We start from the raw sequence: 15,475 nt of genomic DNA, 5'->3' as shown, positions 1-15,475 counted from the left end.
GAAATTAAAAGCTCGATTTATCTCGCTTTATGCTGGATTCCTGCTTCCGCAGGAATGACATTGAACACTTTTCTCATACCATGTAACAACACCCGCTAAAAGCGGGAATGAAATCAAGAGTATTTTCTGATCCATACAATAAAGCACTATCCCAATCAGATTCACAAGAAAAATTTCATCCTTCTTGATTTTTATCGCACCTCTTAAAAAACCAAAATAACTATTATTATTTTTCATAAAATAAAATTGCACTTCACTTACATATTATATGAGCATTAGTTAAATTTAAAGTTTTTTGTATATAAATATATTGCTTAATCTTTTGAAACTGCTTAAAATTGATTTTTAATTTATGTAAATACTATGACAAAACAAGCTAATAAAATATCCTATGATGAAGTACCTTATTCTCCATTTACTTTCAGTTATACCTCCCCACCTTATTTAAGAACTATCGGCAAACTATTCGGGCTAAACCCTCCACCTCTTGAAACTGCTAAAATACTTGAACTCGGTTGTGGAATCGGTGTTAATCTGCTTAACTTTGCTGAAACATATCCTAAATCACAATCTCTAGGTGTTGACTTATCCAAAACACAAATAGAATTAGGTAAAAAAATTATCAGTGATTTGAAAATAAAAAATGCCGAACTAAAGGCATTATCTATATTGGACCTTGATGAGTCATACGGTAAGTTTGATTACATAGTTTGTCACGGCGTATATTCATGGGTACCTGAAGAAGTACAAGATAAAATACTCAAAGTCTGTAATAAACTGCTAAATCCGAACGGCATAGCTTTTGTAAGCTATAATACGCTCCCGGGCTGGAATATGCAGAGCACAATACGTGAAATGATTATGTTCCATTCAGAGCTATTTAATACTAGCCATGATAAATTACAGCAAGCTAAATTACTTTTAAAGTTCATCAATGACTCATTAGAAAGCTCCACAACGCCTTATTCTAATTTCTTACGAGATGAAACAAAATTATTATCTGCATATACGGACTCATATGTGTTACATGAATATTTAGGCGAAATTAATACAGGTATATATTTTCACCAATTCATAGAAAAAGCTCAAAAAAATCATCTAAATTACTTAGGTGATACGTCGCTTACTGCAATGTTTATCGGTAATTTACCTACTCAGGCAGCAGAAAAGCTACAAGCAGTTAATGATATTGTTCGTACTGAGCAATATATGGATTTTATCACTAATAGAAAGTTCCGCTCGACATTATTATGTCATCAAAACATACCTATAAACAGAAAAATTGAATTTAATAATTTAAAAGAGTTTTTTACTAGCCTTAATATTAGACCGGTAATTCTAGAAAAAGCTGTTGATTTAACTAACGAACAGGAAAATGTTAGCTTCTATTACGAAAATTTACCTGAGCCTTTTATTTCAACCACTTCGCCGATCATGAAAGCTATTTTATATGTATATGCCGAAAATATTAGCAATCCGATAAGCTTAGAACAAGTAGCAAAAGAAGCTTTTAAAAAGCTTGGTAAATATCAATTACAAGATTTCTTAGCAGCATTAGAACAGCATTTTATCATATTCATTTTTCAAGGTTATCTCAAAATATTTGAGACAAAACCTCATGCTATAGCAACTATAACCGAAAAACCTAAAACTAGCGAATTTGCAAGATACCAAGCAAAACAAGCATATTTTAATAATGTAACTAGCGTGTTTAGCGTCACTAATAGACTTAACGATATGGTAGGTATACCGATACATGAAAAATATATTTTAGAAATGTTAGACGGTACGCATAATATTGATGATATTAAGAAAGGCGTTCTTGAAAAAATTAATTCAAAACTTTTAACTGCTCGTGACGATAAAGGACAGGAAGTAACAGATCCAAAATTATTAAAAGAATTTGTTGACTATGTAGTTAATACATCCCTTGAGAAATTCCGGATGAATTATCTGTTAGTAGAGTAATTAAAATGTTCGTGTCAAGTCTGCTTTGTTGAATGGATCAGCTTTTTCGTTATTGCGAGTAGTCGTAGACTACAGCCAATCCATAAAAAATATAATCCGAGTAAATGAAGAGTAGCTATACGAAGCTCAACTTGGAAAAGAGCAAGGAGCCTGTAAGCCGAGGAGCAGAGCGTATACTTTTAACACGTGAGCATCCGAGGATTTACAAAGACTACACAGTCAATTTTCAAGTTGAACGAGTATAACTATGCTACTAATTTTTCACGCAATACTTCAACTAACTTATTAATTGCTTCGGTTGGGTGGATGTTTTCAAGGATAGCAAGCTCGCCTGCAAGTCTATTTAAAGCTGATTCGTAGAGTGTTCTTTCACTGTAAGAACGATCATTATCAACATTTTTATGTAAGTCCCGTAATACTTCGGCTATAGCTACAATATTACCTGAGTTAATTTTGCCTTCATATTCTTGGGCTCTTCTACTCCACATTCTATTTCCTTGTTTTGGTTTACCTTGAAGAGTTGAATATATGACATCTAAATCTTTTCTGCTTGCAACCGCTCTAAGACCAACAACCGCAGCTCTACTAACAGGCACTTTTAATGTCATTTTATCCTGCGAAAAGGAAATTACATATACTTTAATTTCAGTACCTGCAATAGTATGATATTCTATATTTGTTATTTCACCAACTCCATGTGCAGGATAGACAATTCTCTGGCCTATTTTAAACTCAGGTTTTTGTTCGGATTGTGTTGTATTTGCCATTATTAATTCCTCCGTAGTGGTTTTAGTGCCTAAGAACTTAATGTTAGACTATTATTTTCTATAGCATAACACATTTTTCTTTTATTATAAAGTAGAGATTTTTATTGAAATAAAATTGATACGATCTTATTGTAGATAATATTAATAAGTTAAAGGAATAAATATGCGAAGTATTTTTACTATACTAATATTTTTATTATTTTTGAGTAGCTGTTCAGAAGAAAAAGCACAAGATAAGAACCATGAGGAAAAACAAATAATAGAGCACGAAACTCAAAATAACGAAACTTATAAAGAAACGAATCAGGAAGCCGTAAATTCTGAAAATACGGCTGAATCAATAGTTCCTGCTAATGATAATAATCAGACTGATGAAGTATCAACGCCGGCTTCACACAAACAAAAAAATCCTGCAATAAAACCTGTTAAAGTCACTTTTAAAGTTGATGATAATGATATGGTTCTTGGTAACAAAAAATCAAATGTTATAGTAGTCGAGTATTTTTCTCCTACCTGTCCACATTGTGCTTATTATCATCAAACAATTTTTCCGGAACTTAAGAAAAAATATATTGATACTAACAAAATTGCATATGTGGTTCGTGAATTTATTGCTACTAAACACGATTTAGATGCTGCAATTTTAGCCCGCTGCAAGGGGGATACAAATAGTTTTACACAACTTCATAATATCATATTAATACAACAAGATAAGTGGGCATATAGCAATAAATACAGAGAATTATTAACTGATATAGGACAACTTGGCGGTATTTCGCCGGAAGAATATAAACAATGTTTAAATAATGATAAAATTACTGCAATACTAATTGCTAATACCAATTTTGTAGCAAAAGCACCCCAATTTATAGGTACTCCTTCTTTCTTCGTTAACGGAGTACAAACAGGAAGTTATAGCATAGATACTATTTCCACAGCAATTGATAAAGCTTTAGAGGAGCAGAAAGAAAAAGCAAAAAATGAAATGAGCTTGTAATTTTTAGATCGTCATTGCGAGCAGTCGTAGACTGTGCGGCAATCTCGTTAAATATCCTGAGATTGCTTCGTCGACGGCTATGGCGTCTTCTCGCAATGACGGAGATAAACTAATGAATACGGAAAAACTAAAAGATATCAAAGCAAGAATTAAAGACTTAACAACTCCTAAGTTTTCTAATCCTAAAATTCGGCAAGAAATTAGCCCATTCACTATCGCTGTAGATTTAGTTTCAGGTACAATGGTAGGTGTCGTAATTGGAATATTTACGGATAAAATTTTTAATTCTAAACCTTTATTTCTTATTATATTTACAATAATAGGAATGATTGCCGGCTTTAACATTATAAGGAAAAAAGTAAATAATAAAAAGTAAGGAAATGACTCATAGCCCTTTAGCACAATTTGATATCAAAAAATTAATAGACATCAAAATGTTCGGTTTTGACGTCAGCTTTACTAATTCGAGTATCTATATGTTACTTGCTAGCATCTTAGCTCTAACTTATTTTTACTTAGCTTTTTATAAGCGGAAATTAGTACCTTCTAGATTACAAGTGAGTGCTGAAATAGTTTATAATCTTGTAGCTGATATGTTAAATCAGAATATAGGAGTAAAAGGACGTAAATTTATTCCATTAGTTTTTAGTTTATTTATTTTCATTTTATTCTGTAATTTACTTGGTATGACACCTTATAGCTTTACTGCTACTAGTCATATTATCGTTACTTTTACCTTGGCAATTCTAGTATTTTTAATAGTAACTATAGTCGGTTTTGTAAAACACGGCTTACGTTTTTTAACCCTTTTTCTACCGCATGGTACTCCTTTATGGTTAGCACCGTTGATGATAGTAATTGAACTATTTACATATTTAGCAAGACCGGTTAGTTTATCATTGCGACTTGCCGCTAATATGATGGCAGGACATGTTTTATTAAAAGTAATAGCCGGTTTTACCGTGTCATTAATGATTTACTTGAAATTTCTGCCAATCCCTATTATGGTGATACTAATTGGGTTTGAAATTTTTGTTGCAATACTTCAAGCTTATATTTTTACTATTTTATCTTGTATGTATCTTAATGATGCTATTAATTTACACTAGACTTTTTGCACAACTTGCTTCTAAAGGTAATTTGTACGTCAATCCGATGCTTGAATCCTCACGTACTTTTTTGTACTCTGCAGTTCTGTGCTTCGTGTTTCCTGCAAATTCCTTTTTATTAGCTTCGTTGTGCAAAAAGCCTATTATACAGATAATTAGATAAAGTTTTTTGATTAATTAAAAGTGAGTTTTTTTATGGACATGGTTTCTTTAAAATTTATTGGTACAGGACTTATGGCTATCGGCATGTACGGTGCAGCTTTAGGCGTTAGTAATATATTTAGCTCTCTACTTAGTTCAATAGCACGAAACCCTTCGGCTACAGAAAACTTACAAAGAATGGCTCTGATCGGTGCAGGTCTTGCTGAAGCAATGGGACTTTTTTCCTTTGTAATTGCTATGTTACTTATTTTTTCTTAAAATTCATTTTTAAATAAGATGCCTCAATTTGATATTGCTACCTATTATTCACAAATTTTTTGGCTTATCGTTACTTTCGGCTTATTGTATATCTTTGTTTATAAATTTATAACTCCAAAAGCTGAAGAAATTTTTAATAATAGACAGACAAATATTCAAGATAATATTACACAAGCCGATACATTGACCATAGAAGTAGAAAAGCTAAATAAATATTATAACGAGGAAATAGACAAAACAAATGCTGAAATAGATAGACTAAAAAAAGAAAAAATAGACTCTTTAGAATCAGAATTTTTAATTAAAAAAAAGAATCTAGAGCAAGATTTAAAAAACGCTATAAATCAAAACATTGAAGATATAAATTTAGCTGCTAAGCAATTTAGAACTAATAAAAGCGCAGCAATCATAAAGCTTGCCGTTAATATTATTGAAAAAATAGTTGACACTAAAGCAGATATGAATTTACTACAAAATATAAAAGTAAAATAATGAATTTCCTAGATGAGAGCTTCTGGCTTGCCGTTAGTTTTATAATTTTTTTATATTTAGTTTATAGACCGGCAAAAAAAGCCATTTTAAATTCTTTAGATGCTAAGATTTTAGAAGTCCAAGAAAAAGTTCTACAAGCTGAAAAGTTAAAAGAAGATGCTGCTTTGCTCTTTAAACACACCAACGCACAAATAAAGAAATTAGAAACTTTACGCTCTCAACTGATAGAAGAAAGTAATGAAGTTACCAAGAAAATCATTCAAGAAAAAACTAAAGAAATTGAAGAATTTTTAGAGCATAAAAAATCTGATGCTATACAGTTAATGCAAAACCAAAAATCAACCGCAAGTAAAGAGCTACAAGATGAATTTTGTGATGAAGTGATAAAACTTGTATCCGAATATTTTCAATCAGTTAAGCTTTCAGAAAGCAACATTGCTAAAAATTTAATGGATAAATCTTATTTTCCTCAGGATTAGGGTAAAGCTACATAGCCACACTAACCACTAGCTAGCAATTTATTTAAAATTGCTTCATCATTAACACATATCCTTCCTAAGATTGAGAACTTACTATTCCACTTATCTTTAGCAACATTAATATATATTTTATTTAAAACATTCTTTTGTATTTTTTGTTTAATTTCTAATGTAACTTCCTCAAAATCGCCTCTTTATAATATAAACTCTCTAGTTTCATTATTTTTTATAAATTCTGGTGCAATTTTTTTGAGATAAGTTTTTAGCCTTGTAGTGACCTAAACCTAAAGTTTGACGTACATTAAATAAGATTGTTTATAGAACTCTATAGCTTCGTATGTATTATCTAATTTTCATAAATCACTCCAATATTATTAAGAGAGCTAGCAATAAAAGAAGGATGAACTAATTCTTGATCGATTTTTAAAGCTTTCTTATAATATTTTAACGATTCTTCAAATTTACATAATATATATTCATTATAATAACCCATTTTTTGATATAAATTTGCCTTTCTACATTTATCCATTTCAATATCATCATTTAATATTTTTACTACATGGGGATAAAATATTTTAGAATTTTCCCAGTCTTCACTTGGAACACCTGTTAATATTGGAAATAAATCATCTAAGATTTCTGCTAGTCTTGTATAAATCTCTTTTTCATCTATCGCATGTTCTTTATTTTATTTATATATTGCTTTGTTATAAATTGCATTAATCTATGTAATTGTAAGCCGGCTTGTCTATTTTGGTATGTTAGATTCATTATCGATAATGCTTCTAACCTTTTTATAGGTTCTTGTAGCTTTTCTTTATCTATTAAAAATAATTCTTCGAAAATCTCTATACTAATAAACTCAGGGTCTAAATCTGCAGAATATTGTAAAATATCTGCCAAGCTAAAGGTGATTTTTCTAATAATTGTAGTAATAAAACGGTTTCTATATGATCATCTTTGCTATTTTTAAAGTAATTAATGTAATCATTTACTTTAAGTAATTTATTTGCTTTTAAATATGCTACTGCTTTAGATAGCCTATAAGGTGATGCAGCATCGTTACTACCAAAGTCTTCTACTAATTTATCAATATCTTTCTTGTTTAATCTATTTTTTAGAGATTTCTTTAAATATAATATCGCTTCTTTTTTACTAAAAGACTCTACTAATATAATATTTTCTATATCATCACTTAAATTATTATTTTTAGTAGTAATTATCACTTGTGCCTTATCATTAAGTATATTAATTATACTGTTAAGATAAGGCTCTATATCTTTATGATCTTCAACATTATCAAAAATAAATAATATAGCTGAATTTAAATTAGCAATCCTCTCATGGACTAATCTTATTATGTTTTCTTCCTTTTCATCTATTACGTAAATAGTAAATTCTTTAACAAGTTGTCTATATGCTTCAAGGACTTTGTCTGCAGAATCTACGTTAATAAAACGTACTATTTTCTTTTTCGCTTGTGTTTGTCTATCTCCATATTTTATAGCTAGAGTGGTTTTACCGGCTCCAGCGAAAGCACTAATTGTTACAAATCGTTTTTCGTTTAAAGTTTCTTCTATTTGTTGTAATATTTCATTATGGACAATCAAATTATAACTTCAATTAACCTTAAAATTTGCTCTCTTAAGTCATCTACTTTAACTTTAGGTAAGTTTGTAAAGATATAATATTTGCCATATTGAGGTTCATATAGTTCTTTTATTACTTTTAACTATTGTTTTATTAAATTTGGTATTTCTTTTTTATCTATACTCAATTTGCTCAACTGTGCTAGATACCAATCACTACTGCCCTTATTATTTGTATTTGCTATATCTATTTTATACGATAATGACCTTTGTAAGAAAGTTCAAATGTTCCCTAAGGGGTTATGATCTCTTTTGATGGGCGACCTTGTGCGGCATTATTTTCTAAATGCTTATAAACATCTAAAAATTGTCCGGTTGCAATATTACCGTTTATAAGCTGATCGATTACCTCTAAGAAGCTTCCAAATGTCGTTGCAGTAGCATTTTTATATATTAGATTGCTTGCTAAAGGTAATAAATATCAAGTGCTTTATTAATATGCGGATTACAGACATTTACAAAATTTGGAGCTGATAAATAAGTTGTTATATTTAAAATTTTTACGTCAAAGGTAGTTTCATGGCTATACATACATCTGCGGCTAAAGATTTTCTGTAGCTAAACCCGGGCTATCGAATGTGATTGCCTTTGCTTTTGGATAATGAAAATCTCTATGAGCAAAATATAAACTAAGCTCTGCGAGCCATACACCTAAAGAATGACCTGTGAAAGATAAATTATAATTATTCTCTTCAGCATATTTGGTAATCTCCTTTGTAGCTTCATATGCGGCCGCTTGCTGTGGCCACTATCTGTCCACCTAAAATACTTTTAAAATGAGCTTTAAACGGTGAATTAGTTTTGAGCAAATCTAATTTTTCAAATGTAGTACCTCGATAGGTAAGTACAATTTGTTTTACTTCATTTACATATGCTACTGCGTAATATCTACCTATTTCAGGCTCCAGTCTTTTAATTGTTCATTTCGGGTTTTGACCTTTTCATTATTTTCTTTTTCTACAGCAAACTCTACAATATCATTTTCTGTAGAATCCATATAAGCATGTAAACTAAATAACCCATGGACAAAGTCGGTAGGGTGGTGCTTTATAGTTTTGATTATTTAAGATCTTATATTATAGGAAAATATAGAATGGTGACCCCTACGGGACTTGAACCCGTGTTCCCACCGTGAAAGGGTGGTGTCCTAACCGCTAGACGAAGGGGCCTTAATTTTAAAGTAAGCAATATAGTTAGTCATACCGTGGCTATGACCACGGCATGAAATTAAGTTAGAAGTTTTATATAACACCTTTGCAAATATTGCAAGTATAAAAATTATAGGTTTACCTTAAGCTTAACACTACCTTGATGACTTCTATAATGTTTATTTAGATAATAATTATAATCCAACGAAATAGTAGTATTTTTGATACTGCCTATAATACCCGTTCCTAAATTATAGGATGTTTTCGGTTGCTTCGGTATTAGATAATTATGTTTGAATGTATTATCAAATATTTTAACAACTCTATTTATTCTTTGGGTTTTCTCTTTAAAATTATGTTCTACCGCTCCTTGGAATGTTAGACCTAAATTATTAAATTTTAGAGCATCTTTTAAAGGTACTGTGACTTTAGTACCGACAATTCCGGACAATATATTATTCTCTTTCATTGTAAGAGCTATTTCTTGTACGTTAACACCGGTTTCATTATATACCCCGTCTCGTGACTTCCCGTATCTTAAGCCGATATTCGGGGTAATAACGAGCTTGCCCTGCAAGAGATAATTATAATGCAGTAATGCTTCCGCATTATAACTATGATTACGATGTTTTACATTACTTTTAATTTTAGTATCACCATATGAATAAGTTGTTTTATCTTTAATAAAGTTTTTAGAAGCAGATACTAAAGCTTGTAGTGCAAAATTCTTCGGTAATTCTTTTTGTCCGTAAATAGAAACCACATAACTATTAATAAGTTCTTTATCATTATTTTTACTATTTTTAAATTTAAATACTGAATGAACATTACTATAAGCTATACCTACGATATTATTGTCGATTTCAGCATCGAACCCGATAGTAGCACCTTTGTTAGTACCTCTATAACCGGTCATATTCTCAACGCGTCCATGATTATTAGTGCCGTACATACCACGCATCCACAAACCTCTTTTTATATGAGACTCTTCTTCATCACCGGCTCCCACTGCCATATTATTAGACATATTCACATCTAATCTGTTACGAATCATATTATTTACAATAGTATTAACAACTTTCGCTTGATTTAAAGTAGGAGCGTTTTCTGAAATTTGCATTTGCATTTCTTTTTTTGCTTCCTGTTCAAGAGGAATAACCGTATCAACTTCCGTTATTTTAAGATTACCCCCATCGGAATCGGATAATTGTCCTATTGTTTCTTCTTCCTCTTCAAATCCTGAATCATAACTTTCTTCATCTTCGCTACCATCGCCTAATGCTAAACATTCCTTTTCTCTATCGTCACTTAATGCTAATGCACTCTCATTACTTGATGCAAGTGCAGGTAATGAAGATAATTGTCTACTTACTTCTGTGTCTTCTTGTTCTTCATCTCCTGCAGGTAAGGTAGATTCTGATTTACCATCCGACACTAACATTTCTTGTAGCAATAACTGAGCAAGAATATCTGTAGCTTCTTCGCGAAGTAACGAAGAAATTTTTTCATCATGTTCTTGTAATTGTGAATTTATTACTAAAAGCATTTTTTCATCTAATTCCTCTACATCCTGTATACGATTACTTATATAAGCCATTGCTTCTTTAATATGATTAAGTTCCTCACTTCTAGAACTTGAGCCAGACAATTCTTCTATTTTTTGTATTTTATTGCTTAATACTCTTATATAGGTATCTACATAATCTTTATTAATTTCTATATTTAGAGTATCTACCGGAGTTACAACATCACGACTACTCAAATCATCATCATTAGAGAAGCTGTTTATGCTACCAACTGAAGATGAACATGAAAATACCGGCTTACTCTCAGTTACCTTAGGTTTAGATTCAGTATCTAGATCTAACCAAATCTTTTCTTTATTTAAAGTATCTAACTCCAATTCCTTATTATAATCATTGGCTATTTTTTCATGTTTAGATTTTAATTCCCCTAATTGCATAACATTAGAATTGTTTAAATCCTCTAAGCCACTAACCGAAGGTGAACGGGATAGATTTGATTCTGCACCACTAAGTACACTGCTTATGTCATCAATTGAATAGGAACGTATTGATACATCTGTGCTTGAAGACTTTTCATTTAAAGAAAATTCTGCTCCTATGGCTTTCCTTTTTGCTTTTAATTGTGATTCTTTTAAAGATAAGTCTAGTGCTTCCATAGCTAACCGCTTAAATTCTAGGTTTTCTGGATCTTGATATTGATTCAATTTGGCAATAGCTTGCTTTTCCTTAACTATTCTAGCTTCCTCTACTTCTAATAGTTTATCTTCTAAATCTAAATACTCTAATTTCTTGTCAAGCTCGGCACTTCTGAATAATGGTATAGGTAATTTTCGTTTACTAGTATTCGTGTAACTTATAGATGGCTTAGGTTGCTCTGTCTTATATATTGTTTCTGATGCTAAATTCTCATCACTAACCGACTCATATATAGTAGATAAATTAGATAATGGCTGTGTACCTTTTTTAATAGTACTATCAACCAAATTTAGTCTACCTTGTGATCTATCATTTATTATAATATTTTTATGATCTTCTCGAAATTGTTGAGCTTGCGGAGAGTTATATAGTGACCCTACATTTATAGGTGGGGTTACAGCTAAATTTTTTGGTAAGCTATCCATATTAGCAGTCGGCATAGAATGACTATTTCCCCCATTTGGATTAAATCCAATATCTACATCTGTTTCTATATTATCAAAGTGTTTATCTGCTCTGCTTTTAATAGCATCCAATTTTTTTTCTGCTTTTGCATTATAAGCTTTTATATCTTCCGGTTTGCGTATTAATACCTGCTGTAATTCTTGAGAGATTTTAATTGCTTCTCGGTAATCATTTTCTATTTCCTGTAAAACTAAACTAAGTGATTTTCTTTGTGAAGGACTGGTTGTTTGCAGTATTGCGGTTCTCTTTGCATCTAAAAGGCTTATAAGCTGAGTTGCCTTGTTTGTGAATCCACTAACTACACTTAAACTAGACTCCTTATGATTCTCATTTCCCCAAGCGTGGCCAAATTCTCCCTCTTGATCTACTGTTCTTTGCTTTGAGGTTTCTCCATCTCTTTTCCTTTTTCTGTTCTCTGAATAATTTGTGTGCAAAATTGACTCTACTTTTGATACAGCTCTCTTTATTATATTACCTTGTTTTTTCTTACTAGAAACTAAATAGGTACTTTCTTCAGTTAAAGTTTCTTGAGGTGCATAATGTAAATCTAGCCCTAGATCATCCTGCACACCTAAAGTTTCTGTACGCATTTTTTCTGATTGCAGTTGTTGTACCTCCGGAATACTTCCACTTACATTATTTTTCCTCGATGAGTCACTTTTAGCAACAGTTGTATTTTGTGTTGGCGTTATTAAACCAAGAGTTTCTATAGTTAACGTATCAGATTGTTTTAGATTCTGAACGAACGCGTCGCCAGCTAAATCTAAATATTCTAATCCTCTTTTATTAAGCTTTGGACTTGAAGAATATGGTGCAGAATTTTTCCAATTGTTGTCAGATCTCAAGCTTTCATCTGTAGTTGTGGTTTGTAACAATGCTGATTTTTCTTCAAAATTTGATGATATTACACTTTTAGCTGAAGACGAGGGTGATAATACTGGAGTACTGCTTTTTCTTGAATTCTCTTCATACTCTGCATAAGACTGAGATATTTCCGCTTGCTCATATACTTTTTGAGTTTCTGAAATTCTAGCTTGCTGAATTTCATATAATTTATCGAACAAACCTTCATATGCCTTTATACTGGCAAGATGTGCAATCTCACCTAATTTTTGACTAAATTGATCCGCACTAAACTTTCTCATTTCTGTTGCTAAACTATCTATTACACTATCTATTTGAGCTTGATTTGACTGATTTGGCTGTATTCTATTCAAATAATTAATGTATTGTGAAACCTTAGCCTCATAAATATCTTTTGAATGACTTGGAATAGGGTCCTCTATTTCTTGATTCGGCAACATTACTGTATAAGGTTGCTGCTGAACTTTTATTGGCACTAAGTACCCCTCTTCATCCTCTGGTTGTTCACCTAAAATTCTCTGAACCCTATGACTTAATGGTATAGTTGGCTTTGCTTTTGGCGACTGCTTATAAGTAGAACCGGTAGAACTATTATAAACAACAGGAGTTAATAACTTTAGATTTTCCTCTATCTTATTTAATTGTTCAGAATCACCATTCATTTTATCTTGCATGGCTCGTAATGCAGTTCTACTTGTTTCTTCTTTTGCACTAGCAGCTACTTCTTTAGCTTTATCTGATGCCGTTTTTACAGCTTTTTCTTGTTTCTTTATTTCTGATAACTGCTTTTGTGCTTCTTGTTTTTTCTTTTCTCTTTTTGTTCCAGCATTACTTTTTCTTGCATTATCTCCGCTTGATTTATTTTTATTAAATATACCTTGCCGAGCCTCATTAATTCTTGCTTGCTGTGCTTGAAACGCACTAACTTCAGTTGACGCCGTTGTAACCGGAACTGTTTCCTGCGATTTTATCGAAACTTTATTTGCTGGAATATCTATTTTTTCTATTTTCTGAAATAATCTATCTGCTTTATTGTTTTTACTTGTTAACTCTTTTTCAAGTTTCTTTATTTTATCTTTATTTTTACCTATTTTGATTTTTGTTTCTATCTCTTCAGCTCTTGACTTGAGTACTTCTGTTGTTTTTTGTGTTGAAGTTAGCTGCCTATACAACTTCTGCAATCGTTCTTTATCTTTTTTACCTGTGGTATCTTTAATAGCCTGTGTTACTTCAGCTAACTTGATTCCTATCATCTCATTAACGCGTGATATATTACTTACCATTCCTGCTACAATTTCAGTACTGCCTTTTTTTATAGGCAACGGTACAAATGTTGGCTTCGGAGGAACTTCTGATTTAACCTGTGAGCTAGATTGCACTGCCTGTTGTTGCGGGTCGCTACTGCTAAACGATAATCTTCGTGCTGCCTTTGAGTTTATGTTTGGTGGTGTATTAGCTCCTAAACTATCATTTGGTTTAGAATCTGAAGTAGGCTGATACGGAGTCACCGGTGTTGATGATGGAGTACCAGGTGCCGTAGTATAATGTTCAGGTGATGTCAGGGTAGTATTTGGTGTATTAGGTGCAGTGATAAAACTATTTGAAGCTGGGCTAACAGTAGGCGAAGACGCTGTTATTATAATCTCTGGTTTTTGAGGCATTTGTTCTGTCGATTCAGGAGTATAAGTATTTTGACTTTGTTTTGTTTTTTCAATGCCTGCAAATGTTTTGTATCTAGTAATTGGTCGTACTTTTCTTGCTTTCCCGACATCAGACTTACTACGTGCTACCACTTTATAATGATCCTCTATAGGAACATCTTTTAATGGATTAGATGCCTTAGGTTTGTTAGATATTTTCATTTCTCTTATTTCAGATGGAGTATATGTGTTTATTTCTGGTTCCGGTACAATTACTGTTCCTATCTGCTGCGGGGTATTTGTCGTATCTTTGTGTCCGTTTAATTGTGACACGTGATTCAACAATTTATTACTGAGATCGATACGAAATGCTTCTTTACTCATCGCCATACCCTCAAAAGGTATTGCAGCTCCTACTGCAATAGAGGTAAGCAGAGAATATTTTAAAAATCTTGATTTTTTTAGTAAATGTTGTTCTGTTAATTTATTCATTACAAATATCTCAATTTAAATTAAAATTTCATGTACATAACGTTGGGAATTATAATAAATAAGTTAATAAAAAGCAATATATTTGTTAATTTATCTTAACTTATAATTACAAGAGAATTTTGTTCTAATGATTGAAAATATAACAGATATAACGTATAATGCATTTTTAACTTTTGATAGGAAACACTGCGATATTTTAAAATAACTTTGGAAACAGAGTATAATAATTTAAATATTTGGTATTTTGTTAGTTTTATTTACGGTATTATTGTTTATTTTTCGCTTGATTTTGAGCTTTCATTTACAACAATTTTTTTCATTTTTTGTGTTTGTTTAATATTAACCTTTACTAGAAATTCTAATATATTTTTACAATTTATTTACTGAATGATTATTGCTTTTATTTTTGGCATATTCATCTCTGAATATCGTTAAAGATAGAGAAAATAAACTAGTAATACATGCTGATAAAATACCTGCTTTCAATAGAACTTACTGGGCTAATTGGTTTGGACAAAAAGATAGTATGGTGTTACCTTTAGAGAATAATATTTTTTAACCAACTACGGACAAAAAATTGTCATTAATAAAGATAATCATTGTGAGAAAGCCGAAATTCATATTAATCTCAATTATAAATCTAAATGCCGCGGGAGCTTAATAACGATTAATAAAGATTTTAAAAAAAGCCCTATTATACTTATCTTTTGCAATAAAAAGGAATGTACGTAAAATCTTAGTACCGGACTGTTTTTGTTCTATG

General features: G+C 31.3%; 16 protein-coding genes and 1 tRNA gene. 8 read left to right on the top strand and 9 right to left on the bottom strand.

From position 1 onward, the window contains the following. Nucleotides 1-27: 27 nt before the first annotated feature. Nucleotides 28-237 carry a hypothetical protein gene (locus RSA_RS00165; protein WP_014364338.1) on the bottom strand — a complete coding sequence of 70 codons (210 nt, stop codon included), beginning with the start codon at nt 235-237 and terminating at the stop codon, nt 28-30. Between the two features lie 126 nt (nt 238-363). Here RSA_RS00165 and RSA_RS00160 point away from each other — a divergent pair, with 126 nt between their 5' ends. After that, nucleotides 364-1,968, top strand: a complete 1,605-nt coding sequence (locus tag RSA_RS00160; protein ID WP_014364337.1) for a methyltransferase regulatory domain-containing protein — start codon at nt 364-366, stop codon at nt 1,966-1,968. Nucleotides 1,969-2,213: 245 nt separating this feature from the next. On the opposite strand, the gene RSA_RS00155 is transcribed toward RSA_RS00160, so the two are convergent. After that, nucleotides 2,214-2,735, bottom strand: coding sequence for a CarD family transcriptional regulator (locus tag RSA_RS00155; protein WP_014364336.1), 522 nt, complete (start codon nt 2,733-2,735; stop codon nt 2,214-2,216). A gap of 163 nt (nt 2,736-2,898) precedes the next feature. Between RSA_RS00155 and RSA_RS00150 the strand changes: the two genes are divergently transcribed. From RSA_RS00150 to RSA_RS00140, 3 genes are all read left to right on the top strand, one after another. Next, a complete protein-coding gene (locus RSA_RS00150) occupies nt 2,899-3,732 on the top strand; it encodes a DsbA family protein (protein ID WP_014364335.1) in 834 nt (277 codons plus the stop codon). 112 nt (nt 3,733-3,844) lie between these two features. After that, a complete protein-coding gene (locus RSA_RS00145) occupies nt 3,845-4,108 on the top strand; it encodes an AtpZ/AtpI family protein (protein WP_012719316.1) in 264 nt (87 codons plus the stop codon). 4 nt (nt 4,109-4,112) lie between these two features. After that, nucleotides 4,113-4,841, top strand: a complete 729-nt coding sequence (locus tag RSA_RS00140; RefSeq protein ID WP_012150256.1) for a F0F1 ATP synthase subunit A — start codon at nt 4,113-4,115, stop codon at nt 4,839-4,841. On the opposite strand, the gene RSA_RS06900 is transcribed toward RSA_RS00140, so the two are convergent. After that, nucleotides 4,833-4,976, bottom strand: coding sequence for a palindromic element RPE1 domain-containing protein (locus RSA_RS06900; protein WP_081498196.1), 144 nt, complete (start codon nt 4,974-4,976; stop codon nt 4,833-4,835). The genes RSA_RS00140 and RSA_RS06900 overlap by 9 nt on opposite strands. A gap of 60 nt (nt 4,977-5,036) precedes the next feature. Here RSA_RS06900 and RSA_RS00135 point away from each other — a divergent pair, with 60 nt between their 5' ends. From RSA_RS00135 to RSA_RS00125, 3 genes are read left to right on the top strand one after another with little or no spacing between them, the layout of a single operon-like run. Beyond that, nucleotides 5,037-5,261 (top strand): F0F1 ATP synthase subunit C, encoded by a 225-nt coding sequence (locus RSA_RS00135; protein ID WP_010976714.1) that lies wholly within the window; start codon nt 5,037-5,039, stop codon nt 5,259-5,261. Between the two features lie 18 nt (nt 5,262-5,279). After that, nucleotides 5,280-5,753, top strand: coding sequence for a F0F1 ATP synthase subunit B family protein (locus RSA_RS00130; RefSeq protein WP_014362683.1), 474 nt, complete (start codon nt 5,280-5,282; stop codon nt 5,751-5,753). Beyond that, nucleotides 5,753-6,232 (top strand): F0F1 ATP synthase subunit B, encoded by a 480-nt coding sequence (locus RSA_RS00125; protein ID WP_014364334.1) that lies wholly within the window; start codon nt 5,753-5,755, stop codon nt 6,230-6,232. Before RSA_RS00130 ends, RSA_RS00125 begins: the two co-directional genes overlap by 1 nt. 346 nt (nt 6,233-6,578) lie before the next feature. Here RSA_RS00125 and RSA_RS00120 read toward each other — a convergent pair whose 3' ends face one another. From RSA_RS00120 to RSA_RS00100, 6 genes are all read right to left on the bottom strand, one after another. Further along, nucleotides 6,579-6,761: a tetratricopeptide repeat protein gene (locus RSA_RS00120; RefSeq protein ID WP_010976710.1), complete on the bottom strand. Its 183-nt coding sequence runs from the start codon at nt 6,759-6,761 to the stop codon at nt 6,579-6,581. 140 nt (nt 6,762-6,901) lie between these two features. Beyond that, a complete protein-coding gene (locus RSA_RS00115; protein WP_012150252.1) occupies nt 6,902-7,135 on the bottom strand; it encodes a hypothetical protein in 234 nt (77 codons plus the stop codon). Next, complete coding sequence (locus RSA_RS00110) at nt 7,102-7,842, bottom strand: NB-ARC domain-containing protein (protein ID WP_012150251.1); 741 nt, start codon at nt 7,840-7,842, stop codon at nt 7,102-7,104. The genes RSA_RS00115 and RSA_RS00110 overlap by 34 nt, the downstream gene beginning before the upstream one ends. Before the next feature lie 580 nt (nt 7,843-8,422). After that, a complete protein-coding gene (locus tag RSA_RS09160; RefSeq protein WP_230455944.1) occupies nt 8,423-8,590 on the bottom strand; it encodes a lipase family protein in 168 nt (55 codons plus the stop codon). Between the two features lie 385 nt (nt 8,591-8,975). Beyond that, a tRNA-Glu gene (locus RSA_RS00105) sits at nt 8,976-9,050 on the bottom strand. A gap of 109 nt (nt 9,051-9,159) precedes the next feature. Continuing rightward, on the bottom strand, nt 9,160-14,712 hold the full coding sequence (locus tag RSA_RS00100) for an autotransporter domain-containing protein (RefSeq protein WP_014364333.1): 5,553 nt from the start codon (nt 14,710-14,712) through the stop codon (nt 9,160-9,162). A gap of 406 nt (nt 14,713-15,118) precedes the next feature. On the opposite strand from RSA_RS00100, the gene RSA_RS08725 reads away from it, so the two are divergent. Continuing rightward, nucleotides 15,119-15,271: a hypothetical protein gene (locus RSA_RS08725; protein WP_014364332.1), complete on the top strand. Its 153-nt coding sequence runs from the start codon at nt 15,119-15,121 to the stop codon at nt 15,269-15,271. Nucleotides 15,272-15,475 lie beyond the last annotated feature (204 nt).

It is taken from the genome of Rickettsia philipii str. 364D, assembly GCF_000283995.1.
Lineage (GTDB): Bacteria > Pseudomonadota > Alphaproteobacteria > Rickettsiales > Rickettsiaceae > Rickettsia > Rickettsia rickettsii.
Note: the sequence above shows the minus strand (reverse complement) of the source record. Positions and strands in the feature narration are given on the sequence as shown.

Coding starts and splice junctions, on each gene's coding strand:
- RSA_RS00135 (WP_010976714.1), top strand. CDS start 5,037: ATGGACATGGTTTCTTTAAAATTTATTGGTACAGGACTTATGGCTATC.
- RSA_RS00155 (WP_014364336.1), bottom strand. CDS start 2,735: ATGGCAAATACAACACAATCCGAACAAAAACCTGAGTTTAAAATAGGC.
- RSA_RS00140 (WP_012150256.1), top strand. CDS start 4,113: ATGACTCATAGCCCTTTAGCACAATTTGATATCAAAAAATTAATAGAC.
- RSA_RS00145 (WP_012719316.1), top strand. CDS start 3,845: ATGAATACGGAAAAACTAAAAGATATCAAAGCAAGAATTAAAGACTTA.
- RSA_RS00130 (WP_014362683.1), top strand. CDS start 5,280: ATGCCTCAATTTGATATTGCTACCTATTATTCACAAATTTTTTGGCTT.
- RSA_RS00100 (WP_014364333.1), bottom strand. CDS start 14,712: ATGAATAAATTAACAGAACAACATTTACTAAAAAAATCAAGATTTTTA.
- RSA_RS00150 (WP_014364335.1), top strand. CDS start 2,899: ATGCGAAGTATTTTTACTATACTAATATTTTTATTATTTTTGAGTAGC.
- RSA_RS00120 (WP_010976710.1), bottom strand. CDS start 6,761: ATGGATAAATGTAGAAAGGCAAATTTATATCAAAAAATGGGTTATTAT.
- RSA_RS00125 (WP_014364334.1), top strand. CDS start 5,753: ATGAATTTCCTAGATGAGAGCTTCTGGCTTGCCGTTAGTTTTATAATT.
- RSA_RS00165 (WP_014364338.1), bottom strand. CDS start 237: ATGAAAAATAATAATAGTTATTTTGGTTTTTTAAGAGGTGCGATAAAA.
- RSA_RS00160 (WP_014364337.1), top strand. CDS start 364: ATGACAAAACAAGCTAATAAAATATCCTATGATGAAGTACCTTATTCT.